Annotated in this window: 22 protein-coding genes; 16 read left to right on the plus strand and 6 right to left on the minus strand. The window is 61.9% G+C overall.

Annotated elements, in window-relative coordinates:
- Nucleotides 1-2,154, minus strand: a complete 2,154-nt coding sequence (locus JTP94_RS33780; RefSeq protein WP_204854694.1) for an indolepyruvate ferredoxin oxidoreductase subunit alpha — start codon at nucleotides 2,152-2,154, stop codon at nucleotides 1-3.
- A 375-nt stretch (nucleotides 2,155-2,529) separates the two neighbouring features.
- Between JTP94_RS33780 and JTP94_RS33785 the strand changes: the two genes are divergently transcribed.
- The 5 genes from JTP94_RS33785 (at nucleotide 2,530) to JTP94_RS33805 (ending at nucleotide 7,890) form a co-directional block, all read left to right on the plus strand.
- Nucleotides 2,530-4,065, plus strand: a complete 1,536-nt coding sequence (locus JTP94_RS33785) for an ABC transporter substrate-binding protein (protein WP_204854695.1) — start codon at nucleotides 2,530-2,532, stop codon at nucleotides 4,063-4,065.
- 217 nt (nucleotides 4,066-4,282) lie between these two features.
- On the plus strand, nucleotides 4,283-5,290 hold the full coding sequence (locus tag JTP94_RS33790) for an ABC transporter permease (protein ID WP_204854696.1): 1,008 nt from the start codon (nucleotides 4,283-4,285) through the stop codon (nucleotides 5,288-5,290).
- Nucleotides 5,283-6,176 (plus strand): ABC transporter permease, encoded by an 894-nt coding sequence (locus JTP94_RS33795; protein ID WP_204854697.1) that lies wholly within the window; start codon nucleotides 5,283-5,285, stop codon nucleotides 6,174-6,176. Before JTP94_RS33790 ends, JTP94_RS33795 begins: the two co-directional genes overlap by 8 nt.
- A complete protein-coding gene (locus JTP94_RS33800) occupies nucleotides 6,173-7,045 on the plus strand; it encodes an ABC transporter ATP-binding protein (RefSeq protein WP_204854698.1) in 873 nt (290 codons plus the stop codon). The genes JTP94_RS33795 and JTP94_RS33800 overlap by 4 nt, the downstream gene beginning before the upstream one ends.
- Nucleotides 7,042-7,890, plus strand: a complete 849-nt coding sequence (locus JTP94_RS33805; RefSeq protein ID WP_204854699.1) for an ABC transporter ATP-binding protein — start codon at nucleotides 7,042-7,044, stop codon at nucleotides 7,888-7,890. The genes JTP94_RS33800 and JTP94_RS33805 overlap by 4 nt, the downstream gene beginning before the upstream one ends.
- A gap of 13 nt (nucleotides 7,891-7,903) precedes the next feature.
- On the opposite strand, the gene JTP94_RS33810 is transcribed toward JTP94_RS33805, so the two are convergent.
- The gene (locus JTP94_RS33810; RefSeq protein WP_204854700.1) at nucleotides 7,904-9,514 is read right to left on the minus strand and encodes an AMP-binding protein; all 1,611 of its coding nucleotides are present in this window, start codon (nucleotides 9,512-9,514) and stop codon (nucleotides 7,904-7,906) included.
- A 299-nt stretch (nucleotides 9,515-9,813) separates the two neighbouring features.
- Here JTP94_RS33810 and JTP94_RS33815 point away from each other — a divergent pair, with 299 nt between their 5' ends.
- From JTP94_RS33815 to JTP94_RS33850, 8 genes are read left to right on the plus strand one after another with little or no spacing between them, the layout of a single operon-like run.
- Entirely contained in the window at nucleotides 9,814-12,132 is a 2,319-nt protein-coding gene (locus tag JTP94_RS33815) for a bifunctional salicylyl-CoA 5-hydroxylase/oxidoreductase (RefSeq protein ID WP_204854701.1), read from the plus strand.
- 7 nt (nucleotides 12,133-12,139) lie between these two features.
- Nucleotides 12,140-12,919, plus strand: a complete 780-nt coding sequence (locus JTP94_RS33820; RefSeq protein ID WP_204854702.1) for an SDR family NAD(P)-dependent oxidoreductase — start codon at nucleotides 12,140-12,142, stop codon at nucleotides 12,917-12,919.
- A gap of 5 nt (nucleotides 12,920-12,924) precedes the next feature.
- Nucleotides 12,925-13,776 (plus strand): enoyl-CoA hydratase family protein, encoded by an 852-nt coding sequence (locus tag JTP94_RS33825; protein ID WP_204854703.1) that lies wholly within the window; start codon nucleotides 12,925-12,927, stop codon nucleotides 13,774-13,776.
- Between the two features lie 3 nt (nucleotides 13,777-13,779).
- A complete protein-coding gene (locus JTP94_RS33830) occupies nucleotides 13,780-14,961 on the plus strand; it encodes an acyl-CoA dehydrogenase family protein (RefSeq protein WP_204854704.1) in 1,182 nt (393 codons plus the stop codon).
- Between the two features lie 14 nt (nucleotides 14,962-14,975).
- Nucleotides 14,976-16,157: an acyl-CoA dehydrogenase gene (locus JTP94_RS33835; protein WP_204854705.1), complete on the plus strand. Its 1,182-nt coding sequence runs from the start codon at nucleotides 14,976-14,978 to the stop codon at nucleotides 16,155-16,157.
- Nucleotides 16,158-16,165: 8 nt separating this feature from the next.
- Nucleotides 16,166-16,597, plus strand: coding sequence for a thioesterase family protein (locus JTP94_RS33840; protein ID WP_204854706.1), 432 nt, complete (start codon nucleotides 16,166-16,168; stop codon nucleotides 16,595-16,597).
- Nucleotides 16,575-16,970: a RidA family protein gene (locus tag JTP94_RS33845; protein ID WP_034503717.1), complete on the plus strand. Its 396-nt coding sequence runs from the start codon at nucleotides 16,575-16,577 to the stop codon at nucleotides 16,968-16,970. The genes JTP94_RS33840 and JTP94_RS33845 overlap by 23 nt, the downstream gene beginning before the upstream one ends.
- Nucleotides 16,971-16,992: 22 nt before the next feature.
- Nucleotides 16,993-18,960 carry a 3-hydroxyacyl-CoA dehydrogenase NAD-binding domain-containing protein gene (locus JTP94_RS33850; RefSeq protein WP_204854707.1) on the plus strand — a complete coding sequence of 656 codons (1,968 nt, stop codon included), beginning with the start codon at nucleotides 16,993-16,995 and terminating at the stop codon, nucleotides 18,958-18,960.
- Between the two features lie 107 nt (nucleotides 18,961-19,067).
- On the opposite strand, the gene JTP94_RS33855 is transcribed toward JTP94_RS33850, so the two are convergent.
- From JTP94_RS33855 to JTP94_RS33865, 3 genes are all read right to left on the minus strand, one after another.
- On the minus strand, nucleotides 19,068-20,279 hold the full coding sequence (locus JTP94_RS33855) for an adenylate/guanylate cyclase domain-containing protein (RefSeq protein WP_204854708.1): 1,212 nt from the start codon (nucleotides 20,277-20,279) through the stop codon (nucleotides 19,068-19,070).
- A gap of 156 nt (nucleotides 20,280-20,435) precedes the next feature.
- The gene (locus JTP94_RS33860; RefSeq protein ID WP_204854709.1) at nucleotides 20,436-21,338 is read right to left on the minus strand and encodes an SDR family oxidoreductase; all 903 of its coding nucleotides are present in this window, start codon (nucleotides 21,336-21,338) and stop codon (nucleotides 20,436-20,438) included.
- Between the two features lie 92 nt (nucleotides 21,339-21,430).
- Nucleotides 21,431-22,171 carry an SDR family oxidoreductase gene (locus tag JTP94_RS33865; RefSeq protein ID WP_204854710.1) on the minus strand — a complete coding sequence of 247 codons (741 nt, stop codon included), beginning with the start codon at nucleotides 22,169-22,171 and terminating at the stop codon, nucleotides 21,431-21,433.
- Nucleotides 22,172-22,294: 123 nt separating this feature from the next.
- Between JTP94_RS33865 and JTP94_RS33870 the strand changes: the two genes are divergently transcribed.
- The 3 genes from JTP94_RS33870 to JTP94_RS33880 all read left to right on the plus strand — a co-directional run bounded on the left by JTP94_RS33870 (nucleotide 22,295) and on the right by JTP94_RS33880 (nucleotide 25,245).
- A complete protein-coding gene (locus JTP94_RS33870) occupies nucleotides 22,295-23,206 on the plus strand; it encodes a LysR family transcriptional regulator (protein WP_204854711.1) in 912 nt (303 codons plus the stop codon).
- Nucleotides 23,207-23,346: 140 nt separating this feature from the next.
- Nucleotides 23,347-24,693: an LLM class flavin-dependent oxidoreductase gene (locus JTP94_RS33875; protein WP_204854712.1), complete on the plus strand. Its 1,347-nt coding sequence runs from the start codon at nucleotides 23,347-23,349 to the stop codon at nucleotides 24,691-24,693.
- Nucleotides 24,694-24,702: 9 nt separating this feature from the next.
- The gene (locus JTP94_RS33880; protein WP_204854713.1) at nucleotides 24,703-25,245 is read left to right on the plus strand and encodes a carboxymuconolactone decarboxylase family protein; all 543 of its coding nucleotides are present in this window, start codon (nucleotides 24,703-24,705) and stop codon (nucleotides 25,243-25,245) included.
- Between the two features lie 282 nt (nucleotides 25,246-25,527).
- On the opposite strand, the gene JTP94_RS33885 is transcribed toward JTP94_RS33880, so the two are convergent.
- Nucleotides 25,528-25,956 carry an OsmC family protein gene (locus tag JTP94_RS33885; protein ID WP_034503705.1) on the minus strand — a complete coding sequence of 143 codons (429 nt, stop codon included), beginning with the start codon at nucleotides 25,954-25,956 and terminating at the stop codon, nucleotides 25,528-25,530.
- Nucleotides 25,957-26,092 lie beyond the last annotated feature (136 nt).

Consider the following 26,092-nt stretch of genomic DNA (forward strand, 5'->3'; position numbering starts at 1 on the left):
TCAATCCGAAAAGACGATGCGGCCGGCGCGGCGACGCGCCTGTAGCCAGCCAATGACGGCGGAACGCAGGCGGGCGGCGAAGCGGTCCCAACCCGTGGGATTATGAATAATATCGGCGCGATAGAAGGAGGGACAGAGCACCGCCGCCTCCGCGACTTCGCCGCAATTGCCGCAGCCGACGCAATTATTGTCGATCGCCGCGACCGGATCATCCTTCAGCGGATCGTCGGTATGCTTGACCGACAGCGACGGACAGCCGGAAAGCCGGATGCAGGCGTGATCGCCGGTGCAGACGTCCTCGTCAACGCCGAAGCGTTCCTTGACCATGCGCTTGCCGTCCTTGACCGCCTTGGCAAATTGCGGCTTCACGCGGCGCTGCTTGTTGAGCATGCATTCCGAGGAAGCGACGATGATCTTCGGACCCGGCTCCTTCGATGTCAGCGCCTCGCGCAGCGTGTCGCGCATTTTGGCGACATCATAGGTGCGGTCGATCTGGCGAACCCAGGTCGCGCCAATGCCCTTGACCGCATTGACGATGGAATTGTTGGTCTTGCGGCGCGGGTTCAGCGCCCGCGATGACGGGATGTCCTGCCCGCCGGTAGCGGCCGAATAAAAATTGTCGACGACGAGGATAACGCCATCCTGCTTGTTGAAGACGGCATTGCCAACGGAAGTCGCCAGACCGTTGTGCCAGAAACCGCCATCGCCCATGACCGAGATCGCGCGCTTGTCGGCGGCGACATTGAAGGCCGAGGCCGCAGCGGGACCAAGCCCATAACCCATCGTCGTGCTGCCCAGGTTGAACGGCGGCAGGATCGAGAACAGGTGGCAGCCGATATCGCCGGAGATGTGGTGCTGACCGAGTTCTTCCTCAACCATCTTCATCGCCGCGAAGATCGGCCGCTCGGGACAGCCGATACAGAAGCCCGGCGGGCGCGGCGGCACGACTTCGGCGAGCGCCTTGATCTTCGGATCGTTCAGGATAGGCGACGGATCCGGCAGTGGCGGCTGATTGCCGAGCAACACGCGCTGATGTGTCTCCAGGAAATTCTTGATGCCCTTCATCAGGACAGGCGCGGTATATTCCCCGCCCATCGGCAGGACATCCTTGCCAGCAATCCTGGTCTGGATATCGCGGCGACGCAGGATGGTGTTGAGCGACTGCTCTATATATTCGGGCGCGCCCTCCTCGACCAGCAGCACGGCCTTCTTGCCAGCGCAGAATTCGGCCATCTGATCGTCGATCAGCGGATAGGCGACGTTGAGAACATAGAGCGGCACGGCGGAATTGCCGTAGACATCTGCAAGACCGAGCTGCTGCAGCGCACGCATCACGCCATTGTAAGCACCACCGAGCAGGATGATGCCGACCTCGCCCTCGGATGGGCCGAAATATTCGTTGAGCTGACGCTGCTTGATGAACTCGACAGCGGCCGGCCAACGCTTCTCCAGCTTCTCCTTCTCGTGGAGAAACGAGGCGGGTGGTAGCACGATGCGGTTGACATCACGGATCGGATTTTCGAGCGCCTGCCTCAGCGTAAAGGCCGGCCGCTTATTGTCCTTGGCGACGAACTGGCCGTGCACATGACAGCTGCGGATGCCGACCTGCAGCATGACGGGCGTATTGGAGGCCTCCGAAAGCTCGAAACCCTCCTCCACCGCCTGCACGATCGACGGCAGGTTCGGGCGCGGGTTGAGCAGCCACATCTGCGATTTCATCGCATAGGCATGGCTGCGCTCCTGCATGATCGAGGAACCCTCGCCGTAATCCTCGCCGATGATGATCAGTGCGCCGCCCGTGACCCCACCCGACGACAGGTTGGAAAGCGCATCGGAGGCAACGTTGGTGCCCGCCGTCGATTTCCAGGTGACGGCGCCGCGCACCGGATACATGACGGAGGCCGAAAGCATGGCGGCAGCAGCAGCTTCCGATGCCGAGGTCTCGAAATGGACGCCCAGATCTTCCATCACATCCTTGGCGTCGGCCAGCACGTCCATCAGATGGGAGATCGGCGAACCCTGATAGCCGCCGACATAGGACACGCCGGACTGCAGAAGTGCCTTGGTGATCGCGAGAATACCCTCGCCGCGGAAGATGTCGCCTTCCCCGAGCTTCAGATCCTCGACCTCGCGCGCAAAAGACCGCTCGGCCATAGACGTTACCCCTTTGCCCTGTGGGCTTCTTTTTAATCATTTGCAAAATCATATTTTGAACGCCCTTAGACTGTCAACGAACAAATATGAAACTTCGAGGGATTGATTGGCGCTCAAGCTGCAGAACTGTGCCGCCCGATTCCGAAAGTGCCCAGAAGAAATGGTGGGTGAAAGCGCATATATATGCAAATGCATGAAATATGGGCGCATCACAAGGCGCGCTGGAAAACGGAGACCCGGATTTTGTGAGACGCTCAGAGAAAGCGCTTGCCGCTCCGAAATACTTATTTTAGGATTAAAACATTCCGACAATAAATCGCCAGCGGCAGGCGGGCGTCATGCTTTTCTGCCGCTTAACAGGGGAACGGAGTGACCATGACAACGCTTACTCGGCGCGAGGCCTTGAGCCTCGGCGTAGCCGCATTCATTACTGGGATTCTCGCGGGCAGGACGCATGTGGAAGCCGCCGAAGCCGGCACGCTGACCATCGCCTTCAACGTCAACTTGCCCTCCTTCGACCCGACGACGGGGCCGTCGGCGGTCAACCCGACGATCCAGGCGATCTATCGCTCGATCTTCGACCAGTTCATCGCCCAGGGACCGGACCTGAAGTTCCAGCCGGGCTTGCTGACCGCCTGGGGCTGGAACGACGACAAGTCCAAGGTTTGGATGGACGTTCGCGAGGGCGTCACCTGGCATGACGGCTCCAAATTCACGCCTGAGGACGTCGTCTGGTCGCTGGAGCGGGCAGCCAAGCAGGAGACAGGCAATCCGATCCAGTTCATCTGGTCGACGGCCAATAATTATAAAGTGGAAGGCAATCGCATTACCGGCGATGTCGTCCGCTTCGAGCCGACCTTCTTCAAATGGATGGCCTTCCTCACCGGCTATGTCCTGCCGAAGGACTATTATACCAAGGTCGGCACGGAAGGCTTCGAGAAGAAGCCTGTCGGCACCGGCCCCTATATGGTCGACGCCTATGAGGGCAATTCCTATCTGCGCCTGAAGGCGAACCCAAACTATTTCGGCGGCAAGCCGGCCTTCGATACGGTCATCTTCAAGTTCGTGCCCGACACAACAAGCCGCGTCGCCGAAATCGAATCCGGCTCATCGGACGTGACGCTGGAAATCCCCTATGAGGATTTCGACCGGCTGAAGAAGAAGTCCGGCCTTGCGGGCGTCGCGACACCAATCTCCGATATCGGCATGATCTTCATCAGCAACGTCGATCCGATGCTCGATAAGAACGTGCGCCTTGCCGCCAATATGGCGATCGACAAGGAAGCGATCATCAAGCGACTGCTGCGCGGCTACGGCAAGCCGCTTTCGACGCTGGAAGCGCCGGAATACGAGGCCTATGACGCCTCCGTCAAGATCCCTTACGATCCGGAACAGGCAAAGAAACTTTTGGCCGCCAGCGGCTATTCGCCGGCAAAGCCTGTCAAGTTCGGCATCAAGACCACCCGCGGCTTCAAGCCGAAGGACTACGAGATGATCCAGGCGATCGTCGGCATGTGGCGCAAGGTCGGCATCGAGGCGGAAATCGAAGTCTACGAAATCGCCAAGCACTACGAGCTGCGCGCCGCCCACCAGCTCGGCCCCGCCGCCTTCTATAACTGGGGCAACGCCATCGGCGACCCCACGACCTCGACCGGCTTCGCCATGTTCGGCCCCTCGCCGCATTCAGCCTGGAAGACCAAGGATGTCGACGACATGCTGGGTCCGCTCTGGGTGGAAAAGGACGAGGCAAAGCGCATTGCCGGCTGGAAGACTGCAATCAAGTACATCGCCGAACAGGGCTATGTGATCCCCCTGCTGCAATATGTTCAGCCGATCGTCTATAAATCGAGCCTGAAGGTGACGCCGAACGTTTCGGGCGCGCTGCAGCCGACGCTGGTGTCGAAGGATTGATATTGCTCTTGTGGCTTTGCCCCTCACCCTAGCCCTCTCCCCGCTCGCGGGGAGAGGGAACGACCTTTGTATCCTCGCCGGAACAGGTCGTTAGGGGTAGTCTGTAGGTGCGTCTTCCCCTTCTCCCCGTCAAAACGGGGAGAAGGTGCCCGACAGGGCGGATGAGGGGCTTGGGGCTCTCCATCGCCACCAGCCGTGCGATCGGAATTCATAACGAATGATAGCAGTCTCCATTCTCAACCGCCTGATCATGGCCGCCGTCACGCTGTTCGGTGTGGCGCTGATTGTCTTCGTGCTGCTGCGGGTCGTGCCCGGCGATCCCATCGCCATGATGATCTCGCCGGGCGCAAGCCCCGCCGATATAGCCGCCTTGCGCGCCCATTACGGCCTCGATGCAAGCCTGACGACGCAGTTCGGCATCTGGCTGAAATCTGTGCTGACGGGTGATTTCGGCACGTCGATCTCGCTGAAGCGCGATGTGCTGTCGCTGTTGGGAGAACGCCTGCCGGCGACGCTGGAGCTTGCCTTTGCAGCCCTCGTGCTCGCGGTCCTTCTCGGTGGTGCTGTCGCCATCATCGGCACGCTTGCCCGCCGAACCATCTTCGAACCCATCATCGACAGCCTCAACGGCCTCTTCCTTGCCGTGCCGGATTTCGTCTGGGCGCTGGCGCTGGTGCTCGTCCTCGGCGTTCTCTTTCCGCTTTTTCCGCTTTCCGGCCGCATCGATCCGAGCACGGACGCGCAATTCGCGACCCCCTTCTATCTTATCGAAAGCCTGCTCACCCTCCGCTTCCGGATCTTTGCCGATATATCAGCCCATATGGTCATGCCGGTGCTGGCGCTCGGCCTGCCGCTCGCAGCCATCATCGCCCGGGTACTGAAGGCGGCACTCTCGGAAGCCATGGTGCAGGACTACATCCTGCTCGCCAAACTGAAGGGCATGTCCGATCTGCGGCTCGTTCTGCAGGAAGCGCTGCGCAACGCCGTCGGCCCGACTATTGCGCTCACCGGCGTGCAATTCACCTTCCTGATCGGCGGCACCGTCATCGTCGAGCGCATCTTCGCCTATCCCGGCATCGGCAACATGGCGATCGACGCGGTCATCAACCGCGACCTGCCGCTGATCCAAGGGCTGGTGCTCGTGTTCGGCGCTCTCTTCATCCTCGTCAATCTGGCGGTCGACCTCCTGGTCGCGGCCTTCAATCCGAGGCTCGCCCATGGCTGACGTCATCTCGCCCGCCGTGCCAAGCTCGCCCTCCCGGATGGCGAAACGCGTACGAGCATTGCTCTCCCAGCCGAAGGTCATCTTCGGCGGCGGCTCCATCCTGATCCTGATCATTCTCGCTGTTTTCGCGCCCTATATCGCGCCAAAGGATCCGTTGGAGCAGGACCTGATGTCCGGCACCCTGCCGCCGATCTGGGTCGATGGCTCCGATCCGGGCTTCCTGCTGGGCACGGATGATCTGGGCCGAGACGTGCTGTCCCGCGTCATCTTCGGCACGCGTATCGCACTGACTGTCGCCTTCGTCGCGGCAGGGCTCGCAGCATTCATCGGTACGCTGCTCGGCCTTCTCGCCGGCTGGTACGGCGGATGGATCGACAAAGTGATTTCGCGCCTTGTCGATATCTGGATGGCCTTCCCGCCCGTGCTACTGTCGATCCTGCTGGTCGCCGTCTTCGGTTCCGGCGTGCATTCGGTCATCGCAGCCATCGTCATCATCGACTGGACCCGCTTCTGTCGCGTCGTGCGATCGGAAACGCAGGCTCAGGCGCGGATGGATTATGTGACGGCGGCCCATACGATCGGCTTTTCGCGGGCCAGGATTCTCTTCAGCGAAATCCTGCCCAATGTCATGCCGGTCCTGATCGCCCTCGTCAGCCTGGAAATGGGCATCGCCGTCATCGTCGAGGCCATCCTGTCCTTCGTCGGCCTCTCCGTCTCCTCGGACACGCCGACCTGGGGCGGCATGATCGCCGAGGGCCGGCAGATCATCTATGAAGGATGGTGGGTGCTGGTCGTGCCGCTGATCGCCCTCTTCGCGACCGTACTTGCCTTCAACCAGCTTGGCGACGGGCTGCGCCGCGCCCTCGATCCGGTGATGCGCCGATGACTGCGCCGCTTCTCTCCATAACGGGCCTGAATGCCGTGTCCGACCGCGACGGGGGCGCGCCGATCTTGCGCGATGTCTCCGTCACGCTCGAGCGCGGCGAAGTGCGCGGCCTCGTCGGCGAAAGCGGCGCCGGCAAGTCGACCATTGCCAAGGCCTTGCTCGGCATTCTGCCGCGCGGCGTCCGCATCACCGGCGGCTCCATCCTCTTTGAGAACCGTAACCTTCTGGCTCTCTCCGCTAGGGAATTGCGCGACATCATGGGCAGCGATATCTCGCTGATCCCGCAGGATCCGCAGACCGCGCTCAATCCCGGCCGCCGCATCGAGGCTCAGCTGACCGACGGCCTGCGGCTGAAGCGGGGCATGTCGTCGCGCGATGCCCGACAGCGCGCGCTGAAACTGCTCGATGAAGTGCATATCCGCGATCCCGAACGCGTGCTGCGCGCCTATCCCCATGAATTGTCCGGCGGCATGCGCCAGCGCATACTGATTGCCGCCGCCTTCGCGCTGGAGCCGAAACTGGTCGTGGCCGACGAGCCGACCACGGCGCTCGACGTCACTGTGCAGAAGCAGATCCTGCGGCTGATCCGCGGCCTGCAGGAGGCGCATGGCACGGCCGTCATCTTCGTCACCCACGATCTCGGCGTCGTCGCCCAGATCTGCGATAGCGTGACATTGCTCTACGCCGGCAAGGTCATCGAACAGGGCAAAACCGGCGATGTGCTCGCGCGCCCACAACACATCTACACGAAATCGCTGCTGTCGGCCGGCCCGCGTTACGACCGGCCGGATGCCGGGTTGACGCCGGTGCCGCAAGCCGTCTTCGAACAACTGCGCCGAGAGATCGGCATTCCGGAGGGCGGCCAATGAGCACTTCCGATATTCTTCTGTCCGCAAAGGGGCTCGAGGTCACTTACGGCGCCAGACGTCGCCTGTTTGGGCCCGCTGCCGGCGGCAACAAGGTTTTGCACGGCGTCGATATCGACATCCGTCGCGGCGAAACCGTCGGCATCGTCGGCGAAAGCGGCTCAGGCAAGACGACGCTCGGCCGTGCCCTGCTCCGGCTGGTCGATGTCTCCGCCGGCTCCATCCATTTCGACGGCACCGACATCACGCGCCTGCCTGATAGCGAAATGCGCCCCCTGCGCCGGCGCATGCAGATGATCTTCCAGGATCCGATGGCCTCGCTCAACCCGCGCCACACGATCCGCCGCATCCTAGTCGAACCGCTGCTCCTGCACGGACTGGCCTCGGATCGCAAGGAGGCCGAACGCCGCGTCGCCGTCATCCTCGAGCGCATGACGCTGCCGCAGAGCTGCCTTGACCGCAATCCGCACGAGCTCTCCGGCGGCCAGCGCCAGCGCATCGGCATCGCCCGCGCCGCCCTGCTGGAACCGGATTTTGTGCTCGCCGACGAGATCGTTTCCGGACTCGACGTGTCGACGCAGGCGCAAGTGCTGAACCTGTTGAAGGAACTGTCGCGCGACCTCGGCCTTTCCATGGCCTTCATCAGCCATGACCTCTCCGTCATCCGCGCGATTTGCAACCGCGTCTATGTGATGCGCCACGGCCGTGTGGAAGAGGAAGGCGATTGCGAGCGCGTCTTCGCAGCACCCGCCTCCGGCTACACGCGCATGCTGCTCGACGCCATTCCGCTGCCGGAAATCGATCCGACCTGGCTCGGCCGCGACGCGGGACAGGAGGACGCCGCCTGAAAAGGCGGCATCCTTACTTCAAGCGAAAGCGCTGTATCTTGCCGGACTCCGTCTTCGGCAAGGCATCGACGAAGATGATCGACCGGGGATATTTATAGGGTGCTATGACAGCCTTGACGTGATTTTGCAGCGCCTTGACCAGCAGATCAGATCCAGTCACGCCGGATACCAGCACCACATGCGCCTGAACGATGTGGCCGCGATCCTCGTCCGGCTTGCCGATCACGGCGCATTCGAGCACGTCGGCATGCGACAGAAGCGCTGCTTCCACTTCCGGCCCGGCAATATTGTAGCCGGCCGAAAGAATGATGTCGTCGGAGCGCGCGGCGAAATGGAAATAGCCTTCCTCGTCCTCGATGAAGCTGTCGCCCGTCAGGTTCCAGCCGTCTCGGACATAGTCAGCCTGCCTGTTATCGGCGAGATAGCGGCAGCCGATCGGCCCGCGAACCACCAGCTTGCCGATCGTGCCGCGCGGCACCTCATTCATGTCGTCATCGACGACGCGCGCCTCATAGCCCGTCAGCGGCCTGCCTGTACAGTTCGGTCTGGCATCATCAAGCCGATTGGAAATGAAGATATGCAGCAGCTCGGTCGAGCCGATCCCGTCGAGGATCGGCTTGCCGGTCTTGCGCGTCCACTCCTCAAAGATCGGTCCGGGCAGCGTCTCGCCGGCAGAAACCGCAATGCGGAGCGAAGAAAGATCCGCGCCCTCTTCCATGGCGGCCAGTATGGCCCGATAGGCGGTCGGCGCTGTAAAGCTAATCGTCGCGCCATATTCCTGAATGATCTCGACCATGTTCTTCGGCGAGGCATTTTCGAGCAGGGCGGTTGACGCTCCGAAGCGCAGCGGGAAGACAACCAGACCGCCCAGGCCGAAGGTAAAAGCGATCGGCGGCGAGCCGATGAAGACGTCATCAGGCGTGACCTGCAGCACCTCCTTGGCATAGGCATCGGCGATGATCAGGATATCGCGATGGAAATGCATCGTCGCCTTGGGCACACCTGTCGATCCCGACGTGAAGCCGAGCAGCGCCACGTCGTCGCGCCCGGTTTTCACCGCTTCGAAACGAACCGGCTTATTGAGGGCTATGCGGTCGAGTTCGGCATCGTGATTGGCCGTGCCGTCAAAGCCGACCACCTGCTTCAGGAAGCGGCTGTCCTTGGCCGCGGCGACAAGCTCCTCCAGCAGCCTTGTATCGCAAAGCGCCAGCGAGATTTCCGCCTTGTCGATGACCTTCGAAAGCTCTCCCGCCCGCAGCATCGGCATGGTGTTGACGGCGACGGCGCCGACCTTGGTTACCGCAAGCCAGCAGGCAATCATCGCCGGATTGTTGCCGGAACGGATGAGAACGCGATTGCCGGGCTTTACGCCGAAATTTTCGACGAGCCCATGGGCAATGCGGTTGGTCCAGTCCGCCAGTTCCTTATAGGTGCGGCGGCGGCCATTGCCGATCAGCGCCACATGATCGCCGAACCCTCGTTCGACCATCCGGTCGCTGAGCTCGAAGCCGGCATTCAGCCATTCGGGATAGTCGAAACCATCCATCAGCAGCTCGGGCCATTCGCCGAAGGGCGGCAGGTTGTCTCGCGTGAATGTATCGGTATGACCGGTCGGTCCCAGCATTGCCTTGCTCCCGCATTCTTCTCGATCAAATCGCCACGACAGCCGCTTTCCCCTGCAGCCCGTGTAGCGCGATAAAAAAGATCGCACCGAAGATCGAAATGTTCAAGCGAGAAATTTTAAGCCTAAAATATTTTTGGATTCTCTTTGATTTTAAAAGGCAATTTTGGAATTTTGAGCTATTGTAGCCATCCACAGACCACAGATTCCGGCAAGACAAGCCTTGACGAACGGCCACGACGAGATATTTTAAACTTAAATGATTTCGAGGCCGACTTCGGTCGCGTAAGGAGGGATAAGCGATGCGCATCGTCTGTATCGGCGGCGGGCCTGCCGGCCTCTACTTCGCGCTTCTGATGAAGAAGCTGCATCCCGAACATTCGATCCGCGTCGTCGAGCGCAACCGCCCTTATGACACCTTCGGCTGGGGCGTTGTTTTCTCCGATGCCACCATGATATCGATGCGCGAATGGGATCCGGAAAGTGCGGCCGAGATCGAGGACGCCTTCAATCATTGGGACGATATCGAAGTCCTGTTCAAGGGCACGCGCCAGCGCACTTCAGGCCACGGCTTTGTGGGCATCGGCCGCAAGAAGCTGCTGAATATCCTGCAGAAACGCTGCGAAGCCCTCGATGTCGAACTGATCTTCGAGACCGACGTCAATTCCGATCTCGATTATCCCGACGCTGATCTGGTCATCGGTTCGGACGGTCTCAATTCCAGGATCCGCAACCATTATCCGGAGGTCTTCCAGCCAGATATGATCACCCGGCCGAACCGCTATATCTGGCTCGGCACCAACAAGCAGTACGACGCCTTCACCTTCGATTTCCGCCGGACCGAGCACGGCTGGTTCCAGTCGCATATCTACAAATTCGACGACAAGACCTCCACCTTCATCGTCGAAACCACCGAGGAAGCCTACCTCGCCCACGGTCTCGACAAGATGGATCAGGATGGCTCCATCGCCTTCTGCGAAAACCTGTTTTCCGAAGTGCTCGACGGCGGGTCGCTGATGACCAATGCGCGCCATATCCGAGGCTCGGCCTGGCTGAACTTCACCCGCCTGATCTGCGGCAAGTGGAGCCATTTCAACGGCAATTCGCATGTCGTGCTGATGGGTGACGCTGCCCACACAGCGCATTTCGCCATCGGCTCCGGCACCAAGCTCGCCATAGATGATGCCATCGAACTCACCCGGCAATTCCAGATCCACGGGCACGACAAGGACAAGATACCGGCCGTTCTCGAAACCTATGAGGAAATCCGCCGCGTCGACGTCGCCCGCATCCAGAATGCCGCCCGCAACGCGATGGAATGGTTCGAAGTTGTCGGACGCCGCTATGCCGACACGCTCGAGCCACCGCAATTCATGTACTCGATGCTCACCCGCTCGCAGCGCATCAGCCACGAAAATCTGAGGCTTCGCGACAAGGACTGGCTCGAAGGTTTTGAGCGCTGGTTCGCGGAAAAATCCGGCCTCGCCGTCGGCAACGACCGGTGCCTGCCGCCGATGTTCACGCCCTATCGCCTGCGTGACGTCCAGCTCGTCAACCGCATCGTCGTCTCGCCGATGGCGATGTATTCGGCTGAAGACGGCGTCATGAACGATTTCCACATCGTCCATCTCGGCTCGCGCGCGCTTGGCGGCGCAGGCCTGATCTTCGCGGAGATGACCTGCGTCACCCCGGATGCGCGCATCACCCCCGGCTGCCTTGGCCTCTGGAACGATGAACAAGTCGCACAGTGGAAGCGGCTTGTCGACTTCGTCCATACGAGCAGCGCCGCCAAAGTCGGCATTCAGCTCGGCCATGCCGGACGCAAGGGCGCGACAAAGCTCGCCTGGGAAGGGATCGATCAGCCGCTTGCGGAAGGTGAATGGCCGTTGATCTCGGCATCATCAGTCCCTTACCTTAAGAACAGCCAAGTGCCGAAGGCCATGGACCGCGCCGATATGGAGCGCGTCAAGGCCGATTTCATCCGCTCGACGGAACTCGCCGTCAAGACCGGCGCCGACTGGCTGGAGCTGCACTGCGCCCACGGCTATCTGCTGTCGAGCTTCCTGTCGCCGATCACCAACACGCGTGATGACGAATATGGCGGCAGCCATGAAAACCGTGCCCGCTATCCCCTCGAAATCTTCAAGGCCATGCGGGCGATCTGGCCCGCAGACAAGCCCATGTCCGTCCGCCTCTCCTGCCATGACTGGACCGATGGCGGCAACACGCCGGAAGATGCGGCGATCTTCGCTCGTCTATTCAAGGAGGCGGGCGCCGATCTGATCGATTGCTCCTCCGGCCAGGTTTCGAAAGAGGAAAAGCCTGTTTATGGCCGCCTGTTCCAGACGCCCTTCTCCGACAAGATCCGCAACGAGATCGGCATTCCCACGATTGCCGTCGGCGCAATCTCGGAAGCCGACCACGCCAATTCGATCATTGCCGCCGGCCGCGCCGATCTCTGCGCCGTCGCCCGCCCGCATCTGGCCGATCCCGCCTGGTCACTGCATGAAGCCGCCAAGATCGGCCTGACGTCCATTCCATGGCCGAAGCAGTATCTCTCCGGCAAGACGCAATACGAAACCAACCTCGCCCGCGCGGCGACGACCGCGCCGGCGAAGTGAGGGTCAGATGACGACTTCGGGCAAACTTGCGGGTCGCCATGCCCTCGTCACCGGCGCCGGCAGCGGCATCGGTGCAGCGATCGCAAGGGCGCTTGCAGCGGACGGCGCGCGCGTCACCTTGGCCGGCCGCCGCAAGGAGCCTCTGGAAGCGATCGCAGCCGAAATCGGTACCCAGACATTCGTGCTCGATGGGTTCGACGTCACAAGTACCGAGGCCATAGCCCACGGCCTCGCAAAGGCACGCGAAAAATTCGGCCCCATCGATATTCTCGTCAACAACGCTGGCGAAGCGCCGAGCGCGCCCTTCGAGAAGACCAGCCTCGAGACATGGAACCATGTCCTGTCAGTCGACCTCACCGGCGTTTTCCTGGTGACGCAGGCCGCCCTGCCCGACCTGAAGGCGCATGGCGCCGGGGCGCGCATCATCAACATCGCCTCAACGGCTGGCTTGAAGGGATACGGCTACGTCTCCGCCTATGTGGCCGCCAAGCACGGCGTCGTCGGCCTCACCCGCTCGCTGGCGCTGGAATTCGTCAAAACCGGCATGACAGTCAATGCCGTCTGCCCGGGCTTCACCGATACGCCGATCATCCAGCGGTCGATCGAGACCATCGTCGCCAAGACGGGGCGCACGGCCGAGCAGGCGCTTGGCGAGTTCACGAAATCCAATCCGCAGGGGCGGCTCGTCAAACCGGAAGAAGTCGCCGACACCGTTCTGTGGCTGGCATCGCCGGCGGCAGCATCGATCAATGGACAGGCAATCGCGGTTGCCGGTGGGGAGGTTTGAACGCGATGAGCGATCTAGATATGACGATGCGAGGACACCTGAAGCCCTTCAAGGATTACAAGCCGCAACATTTCCTCTGGGACGTCAGCGAGGATGGCCGCGTCGCCACGCTCACGCTGAACCGCCCGGAACGTAAGAATCCCCTGACCTTCGACAGCTATGCCGAGCTGCGCGACCTCTTCCGCGATCTTGCCTATGCATCGGACGTTCGCGCTGTCGTATTGACCGGCGCTGGCAGCAATTTCTCTTCCGGCGGCGACGTGTTCGAGATCATCGAACCGCTGACCCGCATGGCCATGCCCGAGCTTCTGGCCTTCACGCGCATGACTGGCGATCTCGTCAAGGCGATGCGCAAATGCCCGCAGCCGATCGTCGCCGCAGTCGACGGTATCTGCGCCGGTGCAGGCGCCATCCTCGCCATGGCCTCCGATCTCAGGCTGGCCACGCCCGAGGCCAAGACTGCCTTTCTCTTCACCCGTGTCGGTCTTGCGGGCGCGGATATGGGCGCATGCGGCATCCTGCCCCGCATCATCGGCCAGGGCCGCGCCGCCGAGCTTCTCTTTACCGGCCGCTCGATGACGGCGACGGAAGGTCATGCCTGGGGCTTCTACAACGGCCTGCACGCCAGCGCCGATCTGGAGCAGGAAGCAGTCAAGCTCGCCCGTTCGCTTGCCGATGGCCCTTGGTTCGCGCATGGCATGACCAAGACGATGCTGAACCAGGAATGGGCGATGGGCATCGATGAGATGATCGAATCCGAGGCGCAGGCCCAGGCCGTTTGCATGGCGACGCAAGACTTCCGCCGCGCCTTCGAAGCTTTCGCGGCCAAGCGCAAACCGGAATTTCAGGGGGACTAGGCGATGTCGACGGCAAGCAGCCTCCCCGGTCCGACGCGGGATCATCTAGATTGGCCGTTCTTCGAGGAACGCCACCGCGAATTCGCGGCTGAGGTGGACACTTTCGCCAAATCCTCTGCTATCGCGGCGATCGACCACAGGGATGTCGACGACGCTTGCCGAAAGCTGGTCAAGGCGCTCGGCAATGCCGGGCTTCTTGCCGCCGCGACGGGTTCTTCCCATGACAAACCGCTGATCGACTCTCGCCTCGTTTGCCTCGCACGTGAAACCCTCGCCTGGTATGACGGCCTTGCCGACTTCGCCTTTGCCATGCAGGGGCTGGGCACCGGCGCCATCGGCCTTTCCGGTTCACCTGAGCTGCGCGCCGCCGTGCTGCCGAAAGTACGTGCCGGCGATTGGCTTGCCGCCTTCGCGCTGTCCGAAAAAGACGCCGGCTCCGATGTCGCGGCCATGAGCTGCGCAGCCCGCCTCGATGGCGACCACTATATTCTCGACGGCGAGAAGACCTGGATCTCGAACGGCGGCATCGCCGATGTCTACACGGTCTTCGCCCGCACCGGCGAGGCACCGGGAACGCGCGGCATTTCCGCCTTCGTCGTCTTTGCCGACGATCCCGGCTTCTCCATCGTCGAGCGCATCGAGGTGATCGCGCCGCATCCGCTGGCGACAATCCGCTTCGAGAATTGCCGCATCCCCGCTTCGCGTCGCCTCGGCGCGCCGGGCGAAGGTTTCAAGATCGCCATGCGCACCCTGGATATCTTCCGCGCCTCAGTCGCTGCCGCAAGCCTCGGCTTTGCCCGCCGCGCGCTCGATGAATCCGTTGCGCATGTTCGCGCCCGTCCGATGTTTGGCGGAAGGCTCGCCGACCTTCAGTTGACGCAGGCCGCCCTCGGCGATATGGCGACCGGCATCGACGCGGCAGCACTGCTCACCTATCGGGCGGCCTGGCGTCGCGACGTGCAGCACTTGCCGACGACGCGCGAGGCCGCCATGGCCAAGATGACGGCTACGGAAACCGCGCAGAGCGTCATCGACCGCGCCGTCCAGCTGTTTGGCGGGCGCGGCGTGAAGTCCGGCGAGATAACGGAAAAACTCTATCGGGAGATCCGCGCGCTTCGCATCTATGAAGGTGCGACGGAGGTTCAGAAACTCATCGTCGCGCGCGAACTTCTGAAAGCCAATTAGTGGGAGACGACAGCATGAGCCGCGAGATTTTCGACTGGGCCGATCCGTTCCGGCTGGTGGAGCAGCTGAGCGATGAAGAACGCATGGTGCTGGACACCGCCCATTCCTATGCGCAGGAGAAGCTCAGCCCCCGCGTGCTCGAAGCCTTCCGCCATGAAAAGACCGATCCGACGATCTTCCGCGAGATGGGCGAGCTCGGCCTGCTCGGGCCGACGATTGCGCCGGAGTATGGCGGCGCCGGCCTCGGCTATGTCGCCTATGGCCTGATCGCCCGCGAGGTGGAACGGGTCGACAGCGGCTATCGCTCGATGATGAGCGTACAGTCCTCGCTCGTCATGGTGCCGATCGATGCTTTCGGCTCGGAAGCACAGAAGCAGAAATATCTGCCGAAGCTTGCCACTGGCGAATGGATCGGCTGCTTCGGCCTCACCGAACCGAACCACGGCTCCGACCCGGGCTCGATGGTGACGCGGGCAAAGAAGGTCGATGGCGGCTACAGCCTCACCGGCGCCAAGACCTGGATTTCGAACGCACCGATCGCCGATGTCTTCGTCGTCTGGGCCAAGACCGAGGACGGCATCATCCGTGGCTTCATCCTCGAAAAGGGCTGGAAGGGCCTGTCGGCACCGGCCATCCACGGCAAGGTGGGCCTGCGCGCCTCGATCACCGGCGAAGTGGTCATGGACAATGTCTTCGTGCCGGAAGAAAACCTGCTGCCCAATGTTTCCGGCCTCAAAGGGCCGTTCACCTGCCTCAATTCGGCGCGCTTCGGCATTGCCTGGGGTGCGCTCGGTGCTGCCGAGGATTGCTATGCCAAGGCGCGGCAATATGTGCTCGACCGCAAGCAGTTCGACCGTCCCCTTGCCGCCAATCAGCTGATCCAGAAGAAGCTCGCCGACATGGTGACCGAGATCACGCTCGGCCTGCAGGGCTGCCTGCGTCTCGGCCGCATGAAGGAAGACGGCCATCCGCCTGTGGAGCTGACGTCGATCCTCAAGCGCAACAGCTGCGGCAAGGCGCTCGACATCGCCCGCGCCGCCCGCGACATGCTCGGCGGCAACGGCATCTCCGACGAGTTCGGCATTGCCCGCCATCTCGTCAACCTCGAAGTGGTCAACACCTATGAGGGAACCCACGACATCCACGCCCTCATCCTCGGCCGCGCCATCACCGGCATCGCCGCTTTTTCGAATTGAGGCCGGCTTTGGCGTTCAAAACCACGAGACCCCTGCGCTTCGGAGATTGCGACCCCTCGGGGATCGCCTATTTCCCGTCCTATCTGAACATCCTCGTCGGAGTGTTGGAGGATTACTTCACCTCGCTTGGCTTCCCTTGGAAGAGATTGGTCGACGACCGCCGGATCGGCGTGCCCACCGTGCGGCTGGATCTGACTTTCATGAAGCCGGGCTTTCAGGGCGACGACCTTGAGTTCGCGCTGACGGTACGCGGCATCGGCCGTTCTTCGCTCGATCTGGAACACCAGGTCTCGGCGAATGGCCATGTGCTGTGGACTGCCAAGCACCGTGTCGTCGCCACCTCGCTCGACAACAATCAATCGCTTGCCTGGCCGGATGATATCCGCGCCGCACTGACCTCTCATCTGGAGACGACCGATGCACACCATCCTGCAACCTGAAGGCTGGGCCAAGCCGATCGGCTATGCCAATGGCATGGCGGCAACCGGCCGCATGGTGTTCGTCGGCGGCCAGGTCGGCTGGAATGCTGCCTGCGAATTCGAAAGCGACGACTTTGTCGAGCAGGTGCGCCAGACATTGAAGAATGTCGTCGCCATCCTCGCCGAAGGCGGTGCCGAACCGAAACACATCACCTCGATGACCTGGTATTTCACCGACAAGCAGGAATATCTCGCCAGCCTGAAGGCCATCGGCCAGGTGTATCGCGAGGTCATCGGCCGGCACTTTCCGGCCATGGCCGCCATGCAGGTCGTCGCCCTTGTCGAGGATCGCGCCAAGATCGAAATCCAGGCTACAGCCATCATTCCGGAATAGCTCGGGATAGACTGGGGAGATCATGTCGGCACTGCGCTTTTCGCAAACCATCTCGGCGGCGCTGACCGACGGGATCCTTGTCGTCACCATAGACAATGCGCCCGTCAACGCGCTCTCGGCGGATGTCCGGGCCGGCCTGATGGCGGCGCTCGATCATGCCGAGAACGAGCGCACAATCGCCGGCGTCGTACTGACAGGCGCGGGCAACAGCTTCATCGGCGGCGCCGACATCAAGGAATTCGGCAAGCCGCCGATCGAGCCGCTGCTGCCTGATGTCATCGCCCGCATCGAAGCCTTTGCGAAGCCCATGGCTGCAGCCATCAATGGCGCAGCGCTCGGCGGCGGCCTCGAGGTAGCGCTTGCCTGCCATCGTCGCCATGCCGCTCCGGCCGCCAAGCTCGGCCTGCCGGAAGTCAAGCTCGGCATCGTGCCCGGCGCCGGCGGAACACAGCGCCTGCCGCGCCTCATCGGCACCACCGCCGCCATCGATATGATCGCTAGCGGACGCATCGTTTCTGCCACCGAAGCGCTCAAGCTCGGCATTCTCGATGGGGTTTCCGAGAGCGCCCTGCTCGCAGACGCCATTGCGGGTATCAAAGTAGCCGTCGCTTCCTCGTCGCGTCGCACTGGCATACTCTCCGTTCCATCGGAGACCGTTGAGACCATCGACAAGGCAGCAGCCGATGCGCTGCGCAAGGCACGCGGTCAACGTGCGCCTGTCGAAGCCATCCGCCTCGTCCGCCTTGCTGCAACTGCTCCGTTGACGGAAGGACTTGCCGAAGAACGTCGCACCTTCATCGAACTTCGCGATAGCGAGGAGGCGGCTGCTTTGCGCCATGTCTTCTTCGCCGAACGCGCCGCCGGCAAGGTCGAGGGTTTGGAGGCAGTCACCCCGCGCAGAATTGAAACCGTCGGCATCGTCGGCACTGGACTGATGGGATCGGGCATCGCGGTCGCCGCACTGAACGGCGGCTATCGCGTCATCGGCGTCGAGCAGAGTGCCGAAGCAGCGGAAAAGGGCCGCGAACGGATCGCCGGCATCCTCGACAAGGCAGTGCAATCCGGACGCCTCGACGCGGCCGGTCGCGAGGACCGTTTAGGTCGATTGAGCGTGACCGCCGATATGCGGCAACTCGCGCATGCCGATATCGTCATCGAAGCCGTCTTCGACGACCTCGCCGTCAAGACCGAACTGTTCCAGCGCCTCGATACGATCGTCCGCGCCGACGCAATTCTCGCGACCAACACCAGCTATCTCGATCCTGACGTCATCGCCGCCGCCACTGCGCGGCCCGAGCGGGTCGTCGGCCTGCACTTCTTCTCACCCGCCCACATCATGCGGCTGCTGGAGGTGGTGAACTGCAAGAAGACGGCGCCGGAGGTCCTGGCGAGCGCATTGGCATTCGCGAAGCGGTTAGGCAAACTGCCGATCGTCTGCGGCGTCACCGAAGGCTTCATCGGCAACCGCGTCTTTTCGGCCTATCGCCGCGAGGCCGAATATATGGTCGAGGACGGCGCCTTGCCGCACGAGATCGATGCGGCTATGGAAGCCTACGGTTTCCCCATGGGTCTTTTCGCCGTCTACGATATGGCTGGCCTGGAGATCGCCTGGGCGCGCCGCAAGCGGCAGGCCGCAACGCGCGATCCTGCGGAACGCTATGTCGTCATCGCCGACCGGCTATGCGAGGCCGGTCGCTTCGGCCAGAAGGCCGGGCGTGGCTGGTATGCCTATCCCGACGGCAAGCGGACAGTCGATCCGGACGTAACAGCCATGATCGACGCCGCGCGCGCCGAGAAAGGCATCGTGCCGAAGCTCTTCACTGCGGAAGAGATCGTCACCCGCCTGCTGAAAGCCATGTCCGCCGAAGGTGACGCGCTGCTTTCGGAAGGCATCGCCGCCCGCGCCAGCGACATCGATCTCGTCATGATCAACGGCTACGGCTTTCCATCGAGCAAGGGCGGCCCGATGTTCGCCGCTGGCCGCCGCTAAAGCAATTCCAGGAAAAGTGCGCAACGGTTTTCCGTCCGGAATTGCGTAAAACAAAGAGATAGAGCGGTTCAGAGATTCCGTGAAAAGCTGAACCGCTCTAAGCGCGGTTACGCCGCCGAGGACAGCAGCGTGAACAGTTCCTGCGGTCGGTTGACCCCGCGCAGCGCGTAGCGACCGACGGAGACGAGATCGTTGCTGCTGTGTGTCGATAGCGTCTCGACGAAGTTCGACGACATCAGGACATTGCGGTCGGCCGAACGGCACATGGAGGCGATGCGGCTGACCTCGTTGACAGCAGGCCCGATGACGGTGAAGTCCAGCCGGTCCATGCTGCCGATATTGCCATAGAAGACGTCGCCGATATGCAGGCCAAGATAGACATCGGTGACGGGCCTGCCCTCGATCTGCCGCTGGGCGTTCAGATCGCGCAGTCTCTGGCGCAGCAGCGATTCCGCCATCAGCGCGGCAGCACAGGCATCGGCGGAATTCCTCGCCTTGAAGATCGCCAGCGTGCCGTCGCCGATCAGCTTCAGCACATTGCCGCCCGCCTCGTGGATCGAGGAAATGACGGCATCGGCATAGGCGTTCAGCATCGGGATGATCTCATCCGGCTCGGCGGTATCGGAGATGCGGGTATAGTTGGCGAGATCGGAAAACCAGAGCGCCGCCGAAATCCGCTCAGTCTTGCCGCGCGTGATCTTGCCTTCGAGGACATGCCGGGCGGCATCCTCGCCGAGATAGACCTCGGCAATCGTTCGGGCGATACGGCTCATGCCGGTGCACTTGATTGCCAACGCCAGCGCCGGCGTAAGCTTGCGCAGCACGCGCAGATCCTCGTCCGGGAAACCCACTTCGGCAGCGGTGGCGAAGTTGGAGTAGAAGCAATCCATCTCGCCGATCGTGCCCCCTTCTTCGAAACGGTGCACCATGGCCATGTAGTCAGTGTGACCATCGGCCAGCAGCGTGTCGAGCCCATAGAAATCGGCCGGCTCGCCGAAGCCGATGCGGCGGCGCACTTCGTCGCCGCCCGTCGTCAACATATGATGGAAGGCGGAACGTTGCCAATTCTCGGCGGCGATCCCCTGATGCGACGGGCCATATTCGAACTCGCGCTCGATCACCTGGTTGCCGTCCCAGCGGAAAGCACGGCCCTCATAGACCGGATGCAGCGTGTCCATCAACGCCATGGCACGATCGAGCCTGAGACCATGCTGGCGGCACTGCTCGCAGAAACCCGCCAGGATATCGGTTTCTGCCATGCCCTTGAGGCCGGCCTGCATGAGCCAGCTGGCGATTTCGCCGATGTCCTTCGCGTCCATGGATATCTCCCGACCCTCTAAAGGATTCGCTTTAGTACGAAACTTATAGGGTTGGAATGCCATACGACGCAAAATAGTCTCAACGGAAGTAAGTGATTGCCGCCCCTGTGGCACAGAAGCGGCGATTTGACATGCTGGAAGGGTGGCGGCGAAGTCTCAGCCCCTTGCATGCGGCTTCAGCAGATCCTCCAGGCCGATGCGCCGGAAAAGTTCTGCGCGCACTCGGTCCGCGACGCCGTTGACGATCTCCGCACCATCTTCAGACGGATCGATATGGATACGGAACGGGCGTGTGCCGAAGGGCATATCCACGACTTCGACGATCGCGGTCGCGACCGAGGCGGCATCGGCATCGGCCGGTTCCAGCGAGGCGAGACCTTTCAATGCCTGATCAGGAACGCCTGCATAGGGACCGTTGTCGTATTCAGCGGCGCGGGCCTTGTCGGCAGGCGAGCCGGAATGGGCAAAATGGTTGGTACCCTTCGTGAAGGCGCCGGGCACGATGATGGCCGTTTCGATGCCCCAGCGGGTCAGTTCAGACGCATAGGAGACGGCGAGCGAATCCATCGCCGCCTTGGCGGCGAAATAAGGCGACAGATAGGGCGGCGTGCCGCCGCGGGTGCTTGATGAGGATACCCAGACGACCAGGCCCTTGCCCTGTTTGCGCATATGGGGCAACGCGGCGCGATTGACGCGCTGGGTGCTGAGCACGTTGATGTCGTAGAGTTCGGCAAATTGCTCGGCCGTGAAGGCTTCCGCGGGGCCGAAGGACATGTGGCCGGCATTGTGGATGACGGTGTCGATGCGACCCTGCTGTGCGATGATCTCGGCAATGCCGGCTTCCACGGATGCATCCGAGGCGACATCGAGCTCGACGGCTCTAAGATCGACGCCGTTCTCTCTGGCGAAGGCGGCAACCGCTTCAACCTGCGGCGCGTTGCGCCCTTGGGTCTCGCGGATGCCGGCATAGACGGTATGGCCTGCTCTGGCGAGGGCACGCGCCGTCAGAGCGCCGAAGCCGCTCGATGCGCCAGTGATGACGATGACTTGCTTGCTCATGATCCTGCTCCTTTTTGGATGGTCAGTTGCTGATGATGAAATGATGTCGAGAGGGGTGGTGGCGGCAGGCATTGCCCTGCCGCCTGAATGGCTCAGATCATGCCGCCGTTGGCGCGCAGCGTCTGGCCGTTGATCCAGCCGCCATCGGGGCCGACGAGGAAAGAGACGGCTGCGGCGATATCATCAGGCGTGCCCAGACGCTCCAGCGGGTTCATCTTGGCCATGCGGTCGATGAGTTCGTCACTCTTGCCATTGAGGAAGAGGTCGGTGGCCGTCGGGCCTGGAGCAACGGCGTTGACGGTGATCGACCGGCCGCGCAGCTCCTTCGACATGATGCCCGTCAGCGTCTCGACTGCCGCCTTCGTGGCGGCATAGACGCCATAGGATTCGAGCTTGAGCCCGACGACGCTGGTCGAGAAGTTGACGATACGGCCACCGTCGCGCAGCCGCTTGCCGGCCTCGCGCAGCGTGTTGAACGTGCCCTTGAGGTTGATGGCGATATGACGGTCGAAATGCGCGTCATCGGCGTCAGCAATCTTGGCAAGCTGCATGATGCCGGCATTGTTGATCAGCACATCGACGCCGCCGAAGGCCGCCTCGGCTGCATCGAACATGCGGCGCACGGCATCGAAATCGGAAACATCAGCCTTTGCCGTCAGCGCCTTGCCACCTTTTTCTTCGATCTTGCGGGCCAGCTCCTCGGCGGCGGCTTCGCTGCCGGAGTAGTTGATAACGACGGTGAAACCGTCTGCTGCCAGCCGCTGCGCAATGGCTGCGCCAATGCCGCGGGATGCGCCGGTAACGATCGCTACCTTGTTGGAATTGCTGCTCATGATCTTCATCCTTCACTGATCTTGCGCCGTGGCGCGTTTCGATGAGGAGAAGATGCCTCTTTTCAAAAGGCGGATAATGAGCCATTTATTGGCATCACTATCCGAAATGAGCGAACAAATAAGATGGACAGATTCGATGCCATGCGGGTGTTTTGCCGAGTGGTGGAGCGGCGCAGCTTCACGCTGGCGGCCGAAGACACCGGCCTGCCGCGCTCGACAGTGACGGATGCGGTCAAGCAGCTGGAGGCGCGGCTCGGGGTGCGCCTGCTGCAGCGCACGACGCGGCATGTGAGCCCGACGCTTGACGGCGAGGCCTATTATCAGCGCTGCCTGCGGATCCTCTCCGACATAGAAGATGCCGAAGGCGCCTTTGCCGGCGCCAAGCCGAAGGGGGTACTGCGCGTCGATGTGCATGGAACGCTGGCGCGGCACTTCGTATTGCCGAACCTGCCCTCCTTCCTCGAAACCTACCCTGAGATCGAATTTCAGATGACCGAGGGCGACCGCTTCGTCGATCTCATCCGCGAAGGGATCGACTGCGTGTTGCGCGTCGGCACGCTGCAGGACAGCGACATGATCGGGCGACGCGTCGCGATGCTGGAAGAAGTTACGCTGGCCGCTCCGGCCTATGTGAAGCGTCTCGGCATGCCGATGCATCCGGATACACTCAACGGCCATCGCATGGTCGGCTTCCGCTCCTCGGCGACGGGCGGGTTGCTGCCGCTGGAATTCGAGGTTGGCGGCACGGTGCGCGAGATCACCCTGCCGGCAACCATTTCCGTCAATGCCGCCGAGAGCTATTTCGCCGCGGCCAAGCTCGGGCTCGGCTTGATCCAGGTCCCGCGCTATCACGCTGAGGATGCCCTGCGCAGCGGCGAGCTGCTGCATGTCCTCAAGGAGTTTCCACCGACCCAGACGCCGGTATCCATGCTCTATCCACGCAGCCGCCAGCTTTCGCCGCGCGTGCGCGTTTTCATAGACTGGCTGGTCAAGGTCTTCGCAGGGCAGATCGGCGTGGAAACGCAGGCTGGATGAATATTCCACGCGAGCGATCAAATAAATGAAATCGGCTCTTTGAATGCGTGAGGAGCACGCCTACGTCGTAGTGCATATTCCGCTGACGACGGCGTCGCGATGTTGTGGCGACCCGGCAATTTTCGAGAGAGACTGAGCCGATGACCGAACAGAAGCAATTAAAGCTCGGCGCCTTCATGCGTCCCGTCAGCCTGCATACCGGCGCATGGCGCTATCCCGGCGCGTATCCGGACGCCAATTTCAATTTCCAGCATATTAAGAGCTTTGCGCAGGAGCTCGAAAAGGCGAAATTCGACGCCTTCTTCATGGCCGACCATCTGGCGGTCCTCAACATGCCGATCGAGGCGCTGAAGCGCAGCCACACCGTAACCTCTTTCGAGCCCTTTACCCTGCTTTCGGCGCTGGCCGCCGTCACCGACAGGATCGGTCTCGTCGCCACCGCGTCGACCACCTTCGACCAGCCCTACCACATCGCCCGCCGTTTCGCCTCGCTCGACCATATCAGTGGCGGCCGTGCCGGCTGGAATATCGTCACCACATCCAATCCCGACGCAGCCCTCAATTTCGGCCTCGACGAACATATGGACCATGGCGAGCGCTACCATCGCGCCCGCGAATTCTATGATGTCGTCACCGGCCTCTGGGACAGCTTCGCCGACGACGCCTTCATCCGCAATGCCGAGACCGGCATCTTCTTCGATCCGGAGAAAATGCACGTACTCGCCCACAAGGGCGAGGAGCTCAGTGTGCGTGGCCCGCTCAACATTGCCCGTTCGCCGCAGGGCTGGCCTGTCATCGTGCAGGCCGGACAATCCGATGCCGGCCGCCAGCTTGCGGCCGAGACGGCGGAAGCGGTGTTCGCCGCACCACGCAATCTCGCAGACGGCAAGGCGATTTTCGCCGACATCAAGGGACGGATGAGAGAGATCGGCCGGAATCCGGATCATCTGAAAATCCTGCCGGCCGCCTTCATCGTCGTCGGCGATACGGTTGAAGAGGCGAAGGCCAAGCGGGCCAAGCTCGACAGCCTCGTTCACTACGACAGCGCCATCGCATCGCTATCGATCGCGCTCGGCCATGATGCGTCCGGCTTCGATCCGGATGGCCTGCTGCCTGAAATTCCGGATACCAATGCCAGCAAGAGCGGACGCGAACGCGTCATCGCGCTTGCCGAAGCGGAAAAGCTGACCGTGCGCCAGCTTGCCCAGCGTCTCGGCGGCTATGCCGGCCTCGCCTTCGTCGGCACGCCGCAAACCATCGCCGACGAGATGGAGCAATGGCTGCACGAGGAAGGCTCCGACGGCTTCAATGTCGTCTTCCCGTTCCTGCCGCAGGGCCTGCTTGACGTAACCACCCGTGTCGTTCCGGAGCTGCAGCGCCGCGGCATTTTCCGCCGAGAATACGAAGGCACGACGCTGCGTGAGCATCTGGGCCTGCCGCGCCCGGACAATCGTTTCTTCAAGGCAATGCCTGCGGCAGCGCAGTGAGAGATACCAATGAGCCATATCACGCCGATCGACTACGAGACCGCCTCCGACGCAGTGCGTGCCGAGCACGACCGCGAAGTGGAGCTGCGCGGCCGCATGACGAACATGAAGCGGACGCTGCTGCATTCGCCGGTGGCGCATCGCATCTATGCCGAATGGTTCACACTGCGCGAAGAGCTGCGCCCGGCGCTGGACGACCGCGCCGTCTGGCTTCTCTGCCAGGCCATCGCAACGGAGTGCCGCTCGATCATCCCCGTCGGCTTTTTCCGCCGCGCGCTGATCAATGCCGGCCAGACACCCGACACGATCGTACCGAGCGAAGACGAAGCGCTGCTGATCGATTTCGGCAGAGCCATCGTCAGGGATTCCAACGCCGTTCCCGAGGAATTGTGGGAACGGCTGAAGGAACGCTATGACGAGCCGACACTCGTCAACCTCGTCGCCTTCGCCGGCATCATGATCGCCACCGCGATCTATAACAACGCCGTGAAGGTGGATATTGACCCGGAGCTCGGGCCTTATCTCGAAGGGTTTGAGTTGCCGGGACGATAAGGTGCCGCCTATCCCGCCCCCTGCGGGCGGGAAAACAAAATCAGCATTTAGCTTCAGCTAAGTGCTAGATTTTGCAAGGGAGGGGGTAGGTAGGGCGCACTTAACATCGAATAGGTTGAGCAAGACATGGCCACCGCTCTGGCAATTTCAATGGCTTAGAAATTGCGCCGAGCTATGGAATATGGAGGCGCTTCGGTGTCGCAATTCCTAAACCAATGAAATTGCTTTCTCGCCCGCCAAGGGCGAGATAGGCTCCGCATTTGCCGCCAGTCTGCGCCAACCTCACCCCGAAATCACCGTCTCGAACTTCGGATTGCCGCGGATCGTGTTGCTGACGGTGCAGATCTCGTCTTCGGCGGCATGCGCGATCGCATTGCGGATCTCGTCGCCGAAATCGCCCTTGATGGTGAAGGCGATGTTGAATTTCTCGACGCGGGAAAGCCCTTCCGTCGCCTTTTCACCTGTTACGACGGCGGTGACTTCGGTGAGCTTGTCGAGCACGCCGAGGCTGCTTGCGGCCATGCGCGCGCTGAGAACCAGGCAGGCCGACAGCGACGAATAGAGCAGATCGAGCGGGTTGAATCCCGGCTGCGACGGCGAGGTGACGATGTCGATTTCGCCGCCGGTCACCGATGTCACGTGCGGAAGACCGGTGCGGCCAACCGTGGCGGTGGCACCGGTCTGCCTCGTCTTCACCTTCAATTCGGCCATTTCGAAAATCCTTCAAATCGTGCAATAAAACCCTTGCTCAGAACATAGGGATTCACACCCTCGGACACAATTGCCGTTGCGGCCTCTTGCGTCTTTGCGCCAGTTAAGCCACCAAATGGTTACAAGCTCATCGCAG

The sequence above is a fragment of the Martinezella lusitana genome (assembly GCF_016901135.1).
GTDB lineage: Bacteria > Pseudomonadota > Alphaproteobacteria > Rhizobiales > Rhizobiaceae > Rhizobium > Rhizobium lusitanum_D.

What these genes read in the sequence shown, in the direction of transcription:
- JTP94_RS33780 (WP_204854694.1), bottom strand. Translation starts at nt 2,154, where the DNA reads ATGGCCGAGCGGTCTTTTGCGCGCGAGGTCGAGGATCTGAAGCTCGGG.
- JTP94_RS33785 (WP_204854695.1), top strand. Translation starts at nt 2,530, where the DNA reads ATGACAACGCTTACTCGGCGCGAGGCCTTGAGCCTCGGCGTAGCCGCA.
- JTP94_RS33790 (WP_204854696.1), top strand. Translation starts at nt 4,283, where the DNA reads ATGATAGCAGTCTCCATTCTCAACCGCCTGATCATGGCCGCCGTCACG.
- JTP94_RS33795 (WP_204854697.1), top strand. Translation starts at nt 5,283, where the DNA reads ATGGCTGACGTCATCTCGCCCGCCGTGCCAAGCTCGCCCTCCCGGATG.
- JTP94_RS33800 (WP_204854698.1), top strand. Translation starts at nt 6,173, where the DNA reads ATGACTGCGCCGCTTCTCTCCATAACGGGCCTGAATGCCGTGTCCGAC.
- JTP94_RS33805 (WP_204854699.1), top strand. Translation starts at nt 7,042, where the DNA reads ATGAGCACTTCCGATATTCTTCTGTCCGCAAAGGGGCTCGAGGTCACT.
- JTP94_RS33810 (WP_204854700.1), bottom strand. Translation starts at nt 9,514, where the DNA reads ATGCTGGGACCGACCGGTCATACCGATACATTCACGCGAGACAACCTG.
- JTP94_RS33815 (WP_204854701.1), top strand. Translation starts at nt 9,814, where the DNA reads ATGCGCATCGTCTGTATCGGCGGCGGGCCTGCCGGCCTCTACTTCGCG.
- JTP94_RS33820 (WP_204854702.1), top strand. Translation starts at nt 12,140, where the DNA reads ATGACGACTTCGGGCAAACTTGCGGGTCGCCATGCCCTCGTCACCGGC.
- JTP94_RS33825 (WP_204854703.1), top strand. Translation starts at nt 12,925, where the DNA reads ATGAGCGATCTAGATATGACGATGCGAGGACACCTGAAGCCCTTCAAG.
- JTP94_RS33830 (WP_204854704.1), top strand. Translation starts at nt 13,780, where the DNA reads ATGTCGACGGCAAGCAGCCTCCCCGGTCCGACGCGGGATCATCTAGAT.
- JTP94_RS33835 (WP_204854705.1), top strand. Translation starts at nt 14,976, where the DNA reads ATGAGCCGCGAGATTTTCGACTGGGCCGATCCGTTCCGGCTGGTGGAG.
- JTP94_RS33845 (WP_034503717.1), top strand. Translation starts at nt 16,575, where the DNA reads ATGCACACCATCCTGCAACCTGAAGGCTGGGCCAAGCCGATCGGCTAT.
- JTP94_RS33850 (WP_204854707.1), top strand. Translation starts at nt 16,993, where the DNA reads ATGTCGGCACTGCGCTTTTCGCAAACCATCTCGGCGGCGCTGACCGAC.
- JTP94_RS33855 (WP_204854708.1), bottom strand. Translation starts at nt 20,279, where the DNA reads ATGGACGCGAAGGACATCGGCGAAATCGCCAGCTGGCTCATGCAGGCC.
- JTP94_RS33860 (WP_204854709.1), bottom strand. Translation starts at nt 21,338, where the DNA reads ATGAGCAAGCAAGTCATCGTCATCACTGGCGCATCGAGCGGCTTCGGC.
- JTP94_RS33865 (WP_204854710.1), bottom strand. Translation starts at nt 22,171, where the DNA reads ATGAGCAGCAATTCCAACAAGGTAGCGATCGTTACCGGCGCATCCCGC.
- JTP94_RS33870 (WP_204854711.1), top strand. Translation starts at nt 22,295, where the DNA reads ATGGACAGATTCGATGCCATGCGGGTGTTTTGCCGAGTGGTGGAGCGG.
- JTP94_RS33875 (WP_204854712.1), top strand. Translation starts at nt 23,347, where the DNA reads ATGACCGAACAGAAGCAATTAAAGCTCGGCGCCTTCATGCGTCCCGTC.
- JTP94_RS33880 (WP_204854713.1), top strand. Translation starts at nt 24,703, where the DNA reads ATGAGCCATATCACGCCGATCGACTACGAGACCGCCTCCGACGCAGTG.
- JTP94_RS33885 (WP_034503705.1), bottom strand. Translation starts at nt 25,956, where the DNA reads ATGGCCGAATTGAAGGTGAAGACGAGGCAGACCGGTGCCACCGCCACG.